Source organism: Xanthomonas sp. DAR 35659 (genome assembly GCF_041242975.1).
Taxonomy (GTDB): Bacteria; Pseudomonadota; Gammaproteobacteria; order Xanthomonadales; family Xanthomonadaceae; genus Xanthomonas_A; species Xanthomonas_A medicagonis.
The window spans coordinates 89,457-103,729 of sequence record NZ_CP162488.1 but is presented as its reverse complement, the minus strand read 5'-3'; the positions used below and the strand labels follow the sequence as shown (position 1 = coordinate 103,729).

Sequence of the window (14,273 nt, the reverse complement as noted above, 5' to 3'; positions counted from 1 at the left end):
CGCCGGGCGGCACAACCACCTTGCCGGACCGCGCCCGGCCGCCCCTTTCCGCCGCCGCGGGCGATCGCCCGCCACCGGCCACGCTCGCACTCGGACTCCGCCACGCATGAAGACGCCCGCCTTCCCGCCACCAAGCGCATCCGCCACTGGCGCGCCGATAGCCCCCGCCGACCATGGCCGGCGCCGCTTCCTGCACGGCAGCGCGCTCGGCGCCCTGGCGTTGGGCGGTGCCCTGCCCCTCGGCGCCGCCGCGGCCGCGGCCACACGCCCGGCGGCGGATGCGCCGCTGGCGCGCACCCGCGGCGGCCGCATCCGTGGCGACCGCGACCAGGGCGTGCAGGTCTTCAAGGGCATCCCCTACGGCGCCGACACCGCGCCGCGCCGCTTCCAGCCGGCGCTGCCGGAAGCGCCCTGGCGCGGCGTGCGCGACTGCAGCGGCTATGCCGCGTCCGCGCCGCAACTCAAGCTCGAGCCGGTCAGCGAGGACTGCCTGTTCCTCAACGTGTGGACGCCCGGCCTGCGCGACGGCGCGAAACGCCCGATCCTGTTCTACATCCACGGCGGCGCCTACAACAACGGCTCCGGCAGCGACCCGCTGTACGATGGCGCGCGCCTGTGCCGGCGCGGCGACGTGGTGGTGATCAGCGTCAACCATCGCCTCAACGCCTTCGGCTACCTGTACCTGGCGCAGCTCGGCGGCGCCGCGTTCGCAGCGTCCGGCAATGTCGGCCAGCTGGACCTGGTGCAGGCGTTGCAGTGGGTGCGCGCGCACGCGGCCGAGTTCGGCGGCGATGCCGGCAACGTCACCGTGTTCGGCCAGTCCGGCGGCGGCGCCAAGATCGCCACGCTGATGTCGATGCCGGCCGCGCAGGGCCTGTTCCATCGCGCCTGGACCATGAGCGGCCAGCAGGTCACCGCCGCCGGGCCGCGCGCGGCCACGCAGCGCGCGCAAGTGCTGCTGCAGGCGCTGGAACTCGATCCCGCGCGCCTGGACGCGTTACGCACGCTGCCCATGCAGCGCCTGCTCGAGGCCACGCGCATGCGCGATCCATCGCGGGTGGAGAACACCTCCCTGTACCTGGGCCCGGTGCTGGATGCGCAGGCGCTGCACCGGCATCCGTTCTGGCCGGACGCACCACGGCAATCGGCGCGGATCCCGATGGTGATCGGCAACACCCACGACGAGACCCGCGCCTTCCTCGGCAACGATCCAGCCAACTTCGCGCTGACCTGGGACACGCTGCCGGCCAAACTGGAGCAGGAACAATACGTGGACCTGCTGCCGCAGGTGGTGATCGCCGAATACCGGCGCTTGTATCCGCACTACACGCCGAGCGAGGTGTTCTTCGCCGCGACCACCGCCGGGCGCTCGTGGCGCGGCGCGATCGAGGAAGCCGAGGCGCGCGCGCGGCAGGGCGCGCCGACCTGGGCCTATCAACTGGATTGGGGTTCGCCGCTGGACGGCGGCAAGTTCGGCGCCTTCCACACCCTGGACATCCCGCTGGTGTTCGACAATATCCGCCAGCCCGGGTCGCGCACCGGCGACGGTGCGCAGGCGCAGCGCATGGCCGATGTGATGAGCGAGGCGTTGCTCGCCTTCGCCCGCCATGGCGATCCCAACCATGCCGGCCTGCCGCACTGGGCACCGTATTCGCTGGCGCGGCGCGAGACCATGCTGTTCGATACCGACAGCCGCCTGGCGCACGACCCGCGCGGCGGCGAGCGCCGGCTCTATCAGCAGGTGCCGTTCGTGCAGCGCGGGACGTTGTGAGCCGGTTCGCCGTCATCCACGGCATCCGCACGACCCTCTGCTACGAGCCGGAGTACTTCCAGTACAGCCTGGATGTCCGGGTGTCGTAGACCATCACGCCCGCGCCCTTGGTGAACTCGGTCTGCGGGCCAAGTTCGTCCGATTCGCTGAAAAAGAAGGTGACCACGAAGCGCGAGGACGTTGCCACGGGAAACGTGGGGCAACCTTTAATCAGGGGGGATTCGGGTTCGGCCCAGTGCTCCAGCTCGAACTGCTTGGCGAGGTCGAAGGGACCACGCTGCCAGTGCTGCCGCGCGGCCGCAGTGGCCCAGTAGGCATCGGGAATCCTCGCCACATCGACGGCATAGGAATAGAAAAATCCATCGAGAAATCCCACGTCCTCGCAGAATTGCGGTATCCCGCGCAGGGAGGTGACCTGGTCCAGCCCGCTGCGCCGCAGTTGATCGCGCATTGCGCCGACAGCCTTGTAGCTGTGCAGCATCATGCCGGCCGTCTGCAACTGCACGATCGCCCCCAAGGGGATCACCAACCACAGCGCGAGAACCCGCAACGGCTTGAGCAGACGCATCGATCACCTCGGCGAAACGCTCTCCACACCCGCTACCCTCGCATGCCGCACCGCCCAGCGCTACCCGTCGTGTCCCCGGCCAGCGCCACCTGGTCGCCGCCGCCGATGCGTGCGCGTTGCAGCAGCATGGCGTCGCCGCCCTCGATCACGCCGTCGCAATGCAGGCCGCGTCCACGCAGGAGCGTCAACTCCCGGAGTAGTCCACGTAGAGCGTGGATGTCTGCGTATCGTAGGCCATCACCCCCGCTCCCTTGGAAGACGGGGTTCGCGGACCAAGATGGCCCGATTCGTCGTACAGGAAGGTGACCACGAAACGCGATGAATTCATCGAAGGAGCCCTATGGCATCTCGGTATCGCTCCCCAGGGCCGGCTCGCGTCCTCCAAAATGCGCTGCTCCGTAACGTCCTGGAATGGACCGCGATGCCAATGACGCCGCGCGGCGGCGCTGGTCCAGTAGGCATCGGGAATTTTCGCGACATCCACGATATAGGTGTAGGCGAAGCCGTCGAGAAATCCGATGGACTTGCAGGCGTGGAGCACGCTGCGTATATGCGTGACCCCGCCAAGTCCGCTGCGTTGCAGTCGATTGCGCATCTCGTCGGCGTCGTCGGAACCGTAGCGCAAGTAGTCCGACACCGGGTTCGACGGCAACGCCATGAGCCCGAGATAGCCATGCAAGGCGATGGCCGTCGCGATCACAGACTCCAGCAAAAGAAGCGTCGACAGCTTGACCAAGCGCACCCTTCACCTCCACCACGATGCCCGTCTCACCAGCATGGCATGGCAGCGCATGGGGACGCTACCAGCCGCCAGCACGTCGCCGATGCTGGCACTCACCCGCTTCGCTGCCGCGTCGGCATGTTCGACGGCCCATGCTCGACGGCCGTCGCCGCTGCGTGCGTGCCATGCGTCTTGCACCGGTCCGCGCTGCCAGTGTTGTTGCGCCGCCTTGCTGGTACAGAACGCATCGGGAATCTTGGCTACATCGGCCACATGGAATACGCGTAGTCCCGCTGCATCGGCTCATCGGGCGGCTCACAGGCGTGTTCCATCCGGCGCACGCGCATCACCGCATCGCGTTCCGCCTGCTGCATCTTCTCGCGCAAGCGGTCGGCATCGTCGTTGCGGTCGATGGATTTGGACACCGGGTTGGGCGGGAGCAGGTCGAAACCGACGCATCCTTGCACCACCGCTGCCACCACCATCACAAGGAGCAGCGCGATTTTTCTCGTCTGCATGGAAAGCGCCATTGCGCGGGACACCAACCCATCCACGGTCGCCAGCGTAATGCGCTCCCGACCGACGCTCACGCGACGGTCCTACCAACCCGTGTCCTCGGCCAGCACCACCTGGTTGCCGCCGCCGATGCGCGCGCGCAGCAGCAAGTCCTCGGCACGTTGCATCAGGGTTGCAGCGGTGTCGGCGGGCGTGGCGAGCAGGGCGCCGACGCTGACGCCGAGCTGTTCGTTGGCCATGTCGGCGTGCGCGATCGCCAGCAGCTCGACCATGTCGCGCAACGCCGGCGCCACCTGCCGCAGGTGCGCGCCGCTGGCGTCGTACAGCACCAGTGCGAAGCGATCGGCCTCGATGCGCATGGTCACGTCCATCGGCCGCAGCAGGCATTGCAGCACCTCGGCCACGTCCACCACGGCGCGATCGGCCTCCTGCGCGCCGTAGCGCTGCACGAAGGCGGCGTATCCATCCAGTTCGACCAGGATCAACGCCAATCCGCGCTGCAGGCGCCGGGTTTCGGCCAGCGCCACCGCCAGGTGCTCTTCGAAACGGCGGCGATCGCCAAGGCCGGTCAGCGCATCGCGCAAGGCCTCGTCGTCGCGTACCCGCCGCTGCAGAAATCCTTCGCGACGCGAATGCTCGCGCAGGTAGCCGCCGACCGCGCCGATCGGCACCGCCGCCCACAGCAACCATTGCAGCCGCAGGTAGGCGTCGCGCGCCGGGCCGTCCAGCAACAGCTGCGCGGCGGCGGCGCTGATCGCGCACAACGCGAGCGCCACCGCCACGCTCTGCCACAAGGCCAGGCCCAGCGGGAAGAAGCCGGCGACGATCACCAGCGTCATCACCGCCGCGGCATAGCGCAATTCCTGCGGCGGATAGCCGATGCTCGACAGCACCAGCCCGGTGCCGCCGACCAGCAGCAGCAGCGCCGCCCGCCCTGGCCCGTGCGTGGACGCACGATGGATCGACACCGCCACCCACAGCAGCGCCAGCAGGGTGGCGGCGCGGATCGCCACCGCGTAGCCGACCAGCCCGGTGCTGCCGCTCCAGCCGAAATGCCATGCATCCCAGGTCAACAGCGCCAGCGCGATCAGCACGCCCAGCGACGCGGCCACGCGCTGCGCGAAGCCCATGGTCGAGGCGATGTAGCGGCGGTAGGCCTGTTCCAGCGGCGGATCGAAGCGCAACGCGGCGAAGCCGTTGCGCAACTGCCTGGCGTAGGCCTCGCCGGACACGGGGTCGGGCGGTCCTTCGTAGCGTTGGTGCATGCGATCCCCTGTACGCAGCGGCGCGGAGCTGAAGGTGGAGACGGTCACAAAACCCGCCGTGCGCCACCCAGCGCCAACGCTGCAGACTTCGACTTCCGCGTACATGAGAAAGCACCGGCGCGGGAATGTCCACTTTTCCGCCGCCGCGCATGCAGGCCGCTGCCCGCGCGATGCGGCACGTGGCGCCGTCGCGGGCCGGCGCGCAATGACGGCGCGGGTGCCCGCGCCGCGCCGGGTTCAGGCCTTCGCCGGCAGCGCCCAGACGCTGTTGGGATCGCCGTTGCGGCCACGGTGGCGGGTCGCGCGCGCGATCTGCCAGTACACCCAGGCCAGCGCCAGGGCGCAGCCGTCCACCGCCAGCAGCAGCGGGCTGCTCCACGGCGCCACCCAGCCCTCGGCGCCGCGCAACCCGGCCAGCGGCACCAGCGCGGTCAGCACGGCGCAGGCCAGCAGCAGCTCGTACGCGCCGCGCGCGGTGGGGCGCAGCAGCGCCCAGGCCACGCCGAGCGCGAACACCGCGTAGTACACGTGGCGTTCCTGCCCGGGCGGCAACAGCCGCGCGGCGACGAACAACGCCGACACCCCGGCCACGCAGCCCAGGCAGACGCCGAGCGTGAGCCGCGCCAGCACATGCGTGCGCCACGGCTGCGCCTGCTGGCGCCGCTTGCGCCGCGCCTCCACCCACAGCAGGTTGCCGCTGTAAAACAGGAAGGCGCCGCCCAGGCCGAGCAGGAAGTACAGCCACTGCAATGGCGCGCCGCCGTAATTGGCGTAGTGCAGCGCCTGCAACCCGCGCAGCGCCGCCACACCGGGCGACATGCTCTGCGGCGCCAGCACCCGCAGCACCTTGCCGGTGGCCGCCTCCATGGCCACGCCGGCCAGCGTATTGAGCCGGCGCTGCGCCTGATGCCCATAGATCTCCACGCGCGCATTGGCATCGCCGGCATCGTGGAAGGACAGGCTTTCCGGCACGAATCCCGGGTTGGCCGCGCGCGCCCGCGCCAGCAATTCGGCCACCGGCAGCGGCGGCAGCGCGCGCTGCGCCGGTTGCGCGTGCGGCGCCAGTTCCAGGTCCGGTTCCAGCACCTGCATCAGCTTGCCGTCGAACACCAGGTACTGGAACGGCGCCAGCAACAGCACGCCCAGCGCCAGCACCGCGCCGGACCAGGCGAAGATCACGTGGAACGGCAGCGACAGCATGCCGACCACGTTGTGCGCGTCCTGCCAGAAGCGCTTGACGTTGCGCCCCAACCGCAGCGCGAACAGGTCCTTCAGGAACACCGGCGCGTACAGCACCACGCCGCTGACCAGCGCCAGGCCGTACAGGATGCAGACCACGCCGAACAGGTAGAGGCCGAAGGTGCGCGGCAAGCCTGCGGTGAAATGCAGGTCGTACAGGAAATCGACGAACCCGCTGCGCTGCGGCAACTGCACCGGCCGCCCGTCGGCGCCAGGCTGGAACTGCACGATACCGCCGAACGGCTGCGCCGCCGGCCCATAGGCAAGCAGCCGCGGCTGCGCCCCATGCTCGCCCGGCAGGTTCAGCGTGAACGACGCCGCCAGCGCCGGATGCCGCGCCAGCACCGCATCGGCCAGCGCCTGCGCCGCCTGCTCGGGATTCTGCGGCGGCGGCGCGACCGCGGCGGCCGGGCGCGGCCAGTCGTTGAGTGCGTGCGAGAACACGGTGATCGCGCCGGCGTAGAAGGCGATGAACAAGGCCATGCCGGCGAGCAGGCCCATCCAGCTATGCGCCGCGAGGAACTGGCGCAGGGTCGCCGCCTTCATGCCGCCACCTGCACGATGCCGGCGGCCTTCAACGCGTAGATCGCGGCGTGGCACAACAGGGTCGCCGCGCCCAGCCACAGCCAGGCGCGCGCGCCGCTGCGGAACACGAACGCCAGCGCCATCGCGCCGATCCACAGCGGGAACATCAGCAGCAGCCAGGGCAGCGTATGCACCTGTAGCGCACCCGGCCACAGCAGCACGCACAGCCCCACCACGCCCACCGCCAGCGGCAGGCCCAGCACGATCGCCGCCAGCCACCTAGCCCACATCGGCACGGCCTCCGCGCGCCTGACGCCAGGCGTCGAGGTACGGCAGCACGGTGGCGCCCAGCATCAGCGCGCTCAGCGCCGCGAAGGTGCCGGCCCAGACGCCGAGCGCGGCGATCGCCGCGGCCAGCGCCAGCGCGCTCAGCGCCGCGCCGGCCACGCGCAGCGCGCGCGCGTGGCGGCGCCAGCGCGGGCGCAGGCGCTGGTGCGCGGTGGCCAGGTAGAACGCCAGCGCCGCGAACGCGGCGGCAAGCAGGTACACGGCGGTGAGCGGCGCGTGCGGGCTCATCGGTGGCTACCAGCGCATCTCGAAGCCGATCCCGACCACGCGCGGCGCGCCGAGCACGACGATCGGCTGGTCGGTCCAGCGATACTGCAGGTACTGCCGGTCGAGCAGGTTGTTTGCGAACACCCAGGCGCTCCAGTCCAGGGTCTCGTAGCCGAACTTGGCGTTGACCAGCGTGCGCGAGGCCAGCTGCGGCGCATCGGTGCCGATATCGGTGTAGACCCTGTCGCGGAAGTTGCCGTTGAGGTTGGCGACCCAGCCGCCGCCGAAGCGCCAGTTGGCGCCCACGGCCGCGGTCCAGCGCGGCGCGTAGGCGAACTCGCGGCCGGCATAGTCGGTGATCTCGGCGCCGGCCACGGTCTTGAATTCGTCGAAGCGGGTGCGCGAATAGCCCAGCGACCCATACCAGTCGAATCCCTCGCCGAGCCGGTGACTGGCCTCCAGCTCGAAGCCGTACAGGTGCGCGCGCCCGGCGTTGATGGTGTTGTAGTCGTAGTCGTTGAGGCCGAAGAAGGCGAAGACCTGCTTGTCCTTCCAGTCGATGTAGTAGGCGTTGGCGTTGACGCTCAGGCGCCCGTCCAGCCACTGCGAGCGCAGCGCGGCCTCGTAGTTCCAGGTGTATTCCGGGTCGTAGGCGAAGGCCTGGCTGCGCGCGGTGTTGAAGCTGGAACCGCCGGAGCGGTAGCCGCGCTGCACCACCAGGCTGGCGGCCAGGTCCTTGCTCCATGCGTAGCGGACGCCGACCTTGGGCAGGAACGCGCTGAAGTCGCGCGCGTTGTTCGGCACCTCGCCGCTGGCCGCATCGACGATCCCGGCCACGCCGGCGTTGATCGCATTGATCGCCTGGTACAGCGCGGTGCCCGGGCTGGCGAAGCTGGCCGCGCTCGGATAGGTGCCGACGAAGGTCGCATCGGTGCTGGAGGCCATCTCGTAGCGCTGGCGGTCGTAGCGGAAGCCGCCGATCAGCGAGAAACCGCCGCCGACATGCCATTGCCCGTCGGCGAACAGCGCGCGGTTCTCCGAGGTGGTCGGCGCCGCGCTGACGTACAGCACCGGAATCACCGGCATCGCGCGCCCATAGGCGGCCGAGATCGCCGCCGCGTTGGCGGCCGGGAAGCCGGCGCCGCGCAGCAGGCGGGTGATGGTGGCGAGGGGCGTGTTCACGTTGAGCCGATTGACCAGATCGTCGTCGGTCTGATGCCTGGCCCAATACGCGCCGAACAAGCCTTCCAGCGCCTGGCCGTCGTAGTTCAGGCGCAGCTCCTGCGAGGTGGTGCGGGTGCTGTTCACGCGCCTGGCATCGGCGATCTGCGCGGCGCTGCGGTCGCCGTCCCAGGTGCTGTCGAGGTCGACTTGGTTCCACGCCGTCACCGCCGACAGCGACCAGGCCGCGTTGAGGGCGTAGTCGACGTTGAGGGTGGCGATGTCGCTGTCGGTGCGGTTGCGGTTGGGGACGTTGTCGTGGTTGACCCGGCGCGCCAGGGCCCCCGGTTCGTCGCTGTGCAGGTACACGTACAGGTAGGGTCCGGTGCGGTGCGCCTTGGTGTAGCCGAGCTGGACGCGCAGGCCCGCGATCGCCGACGACGTCCACAGCAGCTTGCCGCGATAGGTCAGCGCGTGCTGCGCGTCGTCGGACGCCTGGCGCGTGTCGTTCCACAGGTAGCCATCGAAGCTGCGCTGCTCGACCGAGGTGCGGAACGCCAGTTCGTCGGCCAGCAACGGGCCGCCGAACGCCGCGGCCAGGGTGCGATCGGACGGGTCGGAGGCCAGCACGCGCGCCTTGCCCTCCCAGGTCATGGTCGGCTCGGCGGTGTGCAGGATCACCGCGCCGGCCAGCGCGTTCTCGCCTTGCAGCGTGGACTGCGGCCCGCGCAGGATCTCCACCTGCTGCAGGTCCCACAGGCTCAGCGGCGCCGAGCTGGTCGCATTGCGCGGCAGCGCCGCGCCGTCCAGGTAGATGGTGGTCAGCGGCGCATCGCCGCCGCCGTCGATGTCGCGGATGCCGCGAATGGTGAAGCCGGTATCGCCGTAGCTCTGCGCCACGTTGGCGGTGCGGTTGAGCACCTCGTACAGGTTCTGCAGGTTTTCCTGCTCGATCCGCGCCTCGGTGGTCACCGCCACGCTGCTGCTGGTGTCCTGCAGCGTGCGCTGACGCTTCTCGCCGGTGACAACGATGCGGTCCAGGGTGGTGGGATCGGCGGCGTCGGCGGCCAAGGCGTGCGCCGGGCTGGCCAGGGCCGCGGCGATGGACACAGACAAAGGAAGAAAATGGACCCGCACGCGCATCGCTCCGTGTAATGCAACATCGAACGGAGGCATGGCGATGGCTGTGCCTGGCTGCCGGACCCGGCAGCGCTGGGCGCGGACTTTAACAGAGTGTGAAGATCGCGGCTACATATTCGTGCGGCGTATCCCGGTGTCCGCGGGCATGGGGCGCCGCGTTGGCCACGGCGGAATTCACCCTGGGGGCTCTCCTCCGCTTTCCGGAAAGCGAGCGTTGCCTTCTGTAGGAGCGGCTTCAGCCGCGACAGAAAGTATCGATGGATGCTGTCGCGGCTGAAGCCGCTCCTACAGAAGCGCAGGTGCGATGGCGCAACCTGCCGACGGGTTGCGCCATCGCGGCTTCGGCCAACCGAAGCCGCGTTGCCGGACTACCGGCCTTTACGCATCAATGCCAATGCACGTCGACCGACACACCGACGATGCGCGGCTCGTTGTACACCGCCGCCATGTAGTTCTCGATCACGCCCTTGAGGTTCTTCTCGTTGGTGATGTTGCGCGCGAACGCCGCCACTTCCCACGCGCCGTAGTCGCCGCTGTAGCCCAGCTTCAGCCCTCCCTCGAAGTTGCCGTTGGACTTGAACTCGGCGGTGTCGTACAGCACGAAGTTGGTCTTGCCCTGCTTGTTCCAGTCGGTGGCGACGAAGAACGCGCCGCCGTCGGCGACCGGGATGTCGTAGCGCGCCGCCAGGTTCACGTTGTAGGTGGGCGCGTTCGGCAGCGGATTGCCGTCGATCTGGGCGAAGGTGTTGGCGCCGACCTTGATCGTCGGATCGTTCACCGTGCACACCACCACGCCGTTCAGCCCGCACACCTGCGCGTACACGCGCTTGTCCTGGATCTCGCTGTGCAGCAGGCTCAGGCCGGCGCTGAGGGCCAGGTTCGGGATCGGCCGCCAATCCAGATCGGCCTCCAGGCCGTAGGCCTTGGCCTTGTCGGCGTTGAACAGCACGCCGTTGCCGTTGGAGTCGTTGCCGTTGAGCTGGATGTCGTCGACGGTATAGGTGAACCCGGTGACGTTCAGGCGCAGCCGGTTGTCGAACAGACTGCTCTTGATGCCCGCTTCCCAGGACAGGATGGTTTCCGAATCGGCGGTGGTGAAGTCGGCGTTGAACACCGCCGAGCGGCCCTGGATGGTCGGGCCACGGAAGCCGCGCGCCACCTTGGCATAGACGCCGACGTTGTCGTTGATCGCGTACATCGCGCTGAAATCCCAGCTCGGCTGGGTGTCGGCCATGCGCACGTCGCGGCGGCCGCGGTAGGTCACCACACCGGCCGCGGTGTCGGCGGTCTTGAGCAGCTTGGTCTCCTTGCTGTCGCGGGTCTGGCGCACGCCGGCGGTCAGGGTCAGCGCATCGGTGACCTTGTAGGTCAGCTGGCCGAAACCGGCCCAGGAGGTGTTGCTGTTGCGCAGGCGCACCCAGTTGTTCGGATTGCGCGCGGCGGTCTGCAGGAAGTAGGCGCGCTGGTAGAAGTCGGTGGTGTCCTTGCCGTCGAAGTAGAACGCGCCGGCCTGCCACTGCAACGGCGCATCGCCTTCGCTGGCCAGACGCAGTTCCTGCGTGTACTGGTCCAGGTCGCGCACCTGGCCCATCGACTGGCCGTAGCCGTTGGGCACGCCGTTGACCGGATAGTTCGCCGCCGCGCCGCCGTCGGTATCGCCGCGGCTGTAGCCGGAGGTGGTCTCGTAGGCGCTGATCGAGGTCAGCGACACGCCGCCGAAGTCGTACACCGCCTTGAGCGAGCCGCCGTGGGTCTTGTAGGCCTGCGGATTGTCGTGCGCCTCGTCGTAGGCGACCTGATCGCGCGGCACATCGACCTTGTCCGAGCCCTTGGTGATGGCATTGCGCAGGAACAGCGTGGAGGTGCCGTCGTAGTCGCGGGTATGCGCCGAGGCCAGCAGCGAGAAGTTCTCGCTCGGCTTGAGCAGCAACTGCAGGCGCGCGTTGCGATCGTTGTAGCCGCCCATCGCGTCCTTCTCCGGCGTGACCGTGCCGTCGGCGCTAAGGCCACTGTAGGTGTTGTCCACCCAATCGTCGCGGTGCTGGTACAAGGCCGACAGGCGGAACGACAGCACATCGTTGATCGGGCCGCCGAAGCCGCCGTCCAGCGATGTGGTGCCGTAGCTGCCGTAGCTGGCGCTGAGCCGGCCGCTGTAGTCGTCGCTGGGCTTGATGCTGTCGAACTTGACGATGCCGGCGGTGGTGTTGCGGCCGAACAGCGAACCCTGCGGGCCGCGCAGCACTTCCACCTGGTCCAGGTCGTAGACCGGGTTGGACTTCAGTACCACGTGTTCCAGCACCACGTCGTCCTGGATGATCGACACCGGCTGCGAGGCGCCGAGATAGAAGTCGATGTTGCCCAGGCCGCGGATGTAGAAGCGCGGGAAGATGCGCCCGGTGGTGGTCTCGGCGTAGAAGCTGGGCACGCGGCCGGACAGCGCCAGCAGCGTGTCGTCGCCGCCGGCGGTGTAGTTGCGCATCGCATCGCCCTGCACCACGCCCACCGACACCGGCACCTCCTGCAGGTTCTGCTCGCGGTGCTCGGCGGTGACGGTGATGGTGTCCAGCGAGGTCGCCGCATCGCCGGTCGCCGCGCGCGCGGGCGGCGGCGCGCTGCCGACCAGCGACGGCGCCGCATCCTGGGCGATGGCCGCGGTGGCGAGCGAGGCCAGCAGCAAGCCGGCGCAGGCCTGCGCCAGGCGGTTGCGGGCCAGGGCAGCGGGCGGGCGCGGGGCAGGCGCGGCCGGGCGGCGCGCGGAGACAGAGCGATGCAACAACATTGGGGATTTTTCCTTTGGGCGCTGGATGACGATTCCGTTCGGCTTGCGCAACAGTCCGCGACGGCGCGCCATGATATGGCGTAGCGCGGCACGATATGTCACATGTATTGCATCCCGATTTCAGCGCGAACGCTTGACCACGCTCGGCGTGTCTGCTCGCCTATCGCCGACCATGCTCCGCTGCTCCGGGTTCGCAAGCGGCAACGGTGAGTGGTCATCGCGTTCTTCGGCATCGGGGCTGTTCCGCTCCGGGCGGACATCGGCGCCGCCTGGAAACAGCAAGCGCAGGCCCGCAACAGGAACCGCCCCGGCGCGACGAGCCCTCAGTCGCTGTCGATGCCGATGACGGTCAGCAACAGCGGCACGTCGCCTTGCGCGGCCGCCGTCTCCGACAGCGTGCCGGTGACGCGCACGATCTGGCCGGCGCCTTCCTCTTCCAGATGCGTGGCCTGGTCTTTGCTCACTTCCAGGCGCAGGCGGCGCACGGCCTCGTGGCGCGGTGCCTGTCCGGCGGGCGACGCCGCCACGCACACCGGTCTGGGCAACACCAGAATCTGGCTGCCGGATCCGGGTGTCGCGGGCGCCTGGGGCGGACGCTCCAGCTTGCCCGACAGCGTGATCTTGATCGGACCTTGGGGCAGACAGTGTGTCTGCGCCTGCGCCAACGGCGCCGCGCCGGACGACAGGCAGACGAGCAGCAACGGGAGGCGCAACGACATTGGGGATCCGGGGACGCGGAGAGGCGGGCAAGCATACGGCAGTCATATGACCACTGCGCGCGGCGGCACACGACACACGCTGCACCGCTGCGGCGCTCGCCCGCCGCCGGATGCGCGATGCCGCACCTCGTGGCTAGCGCGCTTTCGCTGCGCCACCAGCCACGGGGAAGCCGAGCACGCGCAGGATCGGGCCGGTCACGAGGACGCCCAGGATCGAGCTGGGCGTGCCCCACAGCAGCACGGCGACATAGACCATGGATGCGCCACCGCCGGCATATGGCCGCACGCAATCGGTGTAGTACGCGAACGCCAGCCAGGGCGCGAACAGCAGGCAACCGCCGACGGCGCGCAACGGATTGGCCGTCGCCAACGCGATCAGCGGCGGCAGCAATGGCACCAGCAGGAACATGCCCAGCGCGGCCAGGAACTCGCCGATCCCGTGCTTGTAGCAGGCGGCGCTGTTGAATGCCTGCAACCCCACGACCCCGAGGATGGCGGCGACGCCATAGAGCCTTGCGCGAGTGCGATCGATCAGCATGAGGGATTGCGCCTGGTGCTGGCCGCCCGCGGAGCGGAAGCGGCTTGGTCGAATTGTCGGCAGCCCGTGGCTATCGCAGATCGGCTTCGACGGAACGGAAAGGTGCCTGGGCATCCTACCGCTACCGCGTTCCCTAGCGATTGACGACGGGAACCTGGATCTTCTTGCCGCACCTGGAACAGAACGCGTCGCCTGCCGCGACCGGATGACCCTCCGGGCACGTCGGCGGAATCAGCAACCGCGGGTTGCGATAGGCCGAGTAGAAGATCACGAACGCCGCGCCATAGAAGGCCATCCAATGTCCGGAGAATCCGGTCGCGATGCCAGCGGGCATGCCGGCGCTGCGATGCGGCGGGAACTCGTCGGTGAACATGAACCACAGGAAGGTGAGGGCCGCGTAGGCGAACAGGACGCCGTTGACATACCGCATCCACGCCGGGCAACCGGACAGGACCGTCTTCCAGAAGATCTCCGGGGGCGTTCCCTGCGTGGCGCGATTGCCCACCAGCACCGCGGGAATCCACACCACGAAGATGCCCAGGTGCAGGCCCCACACCAGTTCGTGGCCCGGGATCGGGAGACCGAACCAGGACGCGATGTTCACGTAGAGGCTCAGCAGCAGCCCCACCTCCGCCAGGGCCATCAACGGGAGAAGAAGTCCTGCCATCGTCGCTCCTGGGTCGGGAATCGGGAATCGGGAATCGGGAATCGGGAATCGGGAATCGGGAATCGGGAATCGGGAATCGGGAATCGGGAATCGGGAAAAGCCTAGCGGC

At 69.0% G+C, this 14,273-nt stretch carries 13 protein-coding genes; 1 reads left to right on the top strand and 12 read right to left on the bottom strand.

Annotated elements, in window-relative coordinates; translation table 11 throughout:
• Nucleotides 1-106: 106 nt before the first annotated feature.
• Nucleotides 107-1,771, top strand: coding sequence for a carboxylesterase/lipase family protein (locus AB3X07_RS00525; protein ID WP_369941780.1), 1,665 nt, complete (start codon nt 107-109; stop codon nt 1,769-1,771).
• Nucleotides 1,772-1,811: 40 nt separating this feature from the next.
• Here the strand turns inward: AB3X07_RS00525 and AB3X07_RS00520 are convergent, their stop codons facing one another.
• The 12 genes from AB3X07_RS00520 to AB3X07_RS00465 form a co-directional block, all read right to left on the bottom strand.
• Nucleotides 1,812-2,339, bottom strand: a complete 528-nt coding sequence (locus tag AB3X07_RS00520; protein ID WP_369941778.1) for a hypothetical protein — start codon at nt 2,337-2,339, stop codon at nt 1,812-1,814.
• Nucleotides 2,340-2,523: 184 nt separating this feature from the next.
• Nucleotides 2,524-3,075, bottom strand: a complete 552-nt coding sequence (locus AB3X07_RS00515) for a hypothetical protein (protein ID WP_369941776.1) — start codon at nt 3,073-3,075, stop codon at nt 2,524-2,526.
• A 245-nt stretch (nt 3,076-3,320) separates the two neighbouring features.
• Nucleotides 3,321-3,650, bottom strand: coding sequence for a hypothetical protein (locus tag AB3X07_RS00510; RefSeq protein WP_369941774.1), 330 nt, complete (start codon nt 3,648-3,650; stop codon nt 3,321-3,323).
• 9 nt (nt 3,651-3,659) lie between these two features.
• The gene (locus AB3X07_RS00505) at nt 3,660-4,841 is read right to left on the bottom strand and encodes a sensor domain-containing diguanylate cyclase (RefSeq protein ID WP_369941772.1); all 1,182 of its coding nucleotides are present in this window, start codon (nt 4,839-4,841) and stop codon (nt 3,660-3,662) included.
• Between the two features lie 237 nt (nt 4,842-5,078).
• Nucleotides 5,079-6,626: a PepSY-associated TM helix domain-containing protein gene (locus tag AB3X07_RS00500; protein ID WP_369941770.1), complete on the bottom strand. Its 1,548-nt coding sequence runs from the start codon at nt 6,624-6,626 to the stop codon at nt 5,079-5,081.
• A complete protein-coding gene (locus tag AB3X07_RS00495; RefSeq protein WP_369941768.1) occupies nt 6,623-6,895 on the bottom strand; it encodes a hypothetical protein in 273 nt (90 codons plus the stop codon). The genes AB3X07_RS00500 and AB3X07_RS00495 overlap by 4 nt, the downstream gene beginning before the upstream one ends.
• A complete protein-coding gene (locus AB3X07_RS00490; RefSeq protein ID WP_369941765.1) occupies nt 6,885-7,181 on the bottom strand; it encodes a hypothetical protein in 297 nt (98 codons plus the stop codon). The genes AB3X07_RS00495 and AB3X07_RS00490 overlap by 11 nt, the downstream gene beginning before the upstream one ends.
• A gap of 6 nt (nt 7,182-7,187) precedes the next feature.
• A complete protein-coding gene (locus tag AB3X07_RS00485) occupies nt 7,188-9,458 on the bottom strand; it encodes a TonB-dependent receptor (protein WP_369941762.1) in 2,271 nt (756 codons plus the stop codon).
• Nucleotides 9,459-9,846: 388 nt separating this feature from the next.
• Nucleotides 9,847-12,240 carry a TonB-dependent receptor gene (locus AB3X07_RS00480; RefSeq protein WP_369941761.1) on the bottom strand — a complete coding sequence of 798 codons (2,394 nt, stop codon included), beginning with the start codon at nt 12,238-12,240 and terminating at the stop codon, nt 9,847-9,849.
• Between the two features lie 323 nt (nt 12,241-12,563).
• Nucleotides 12,564-12,959: a hypothetical protein gene (locus AB3X07_RS00475; protein ID WP_369941759.1), complete on the bottom strand. Its 396-nt coding sequence runs from the start codon at nt 12,957-12,959 to the stop codon at nt 12,564-12,566.
• A 133-nt stretch (nt 12,960-13,092) separates the two neighbouring features.
• Entirely contained in the window at nt 13,093-13,497 is a 405-nt protein-coding gene (locus tag AB3X07_RS00470) for a Na+:solute symporter (protein WP_369941757.1), read from the bottom strand.
• 133 nt (nt 13,498-13,630) lie between these two features.
• A complete protein-coding gene (locus AB3X07_RS00465; RefSeq protein WP_369941755.1) occupies nt 13,631-14,164 on the bottom strand; it encodes a hypothetical protein in 534 nt (177 codons plus the stop codon).
• Nucleotides 14,165-14,273 lie beyond the last annotated feature (109 nt).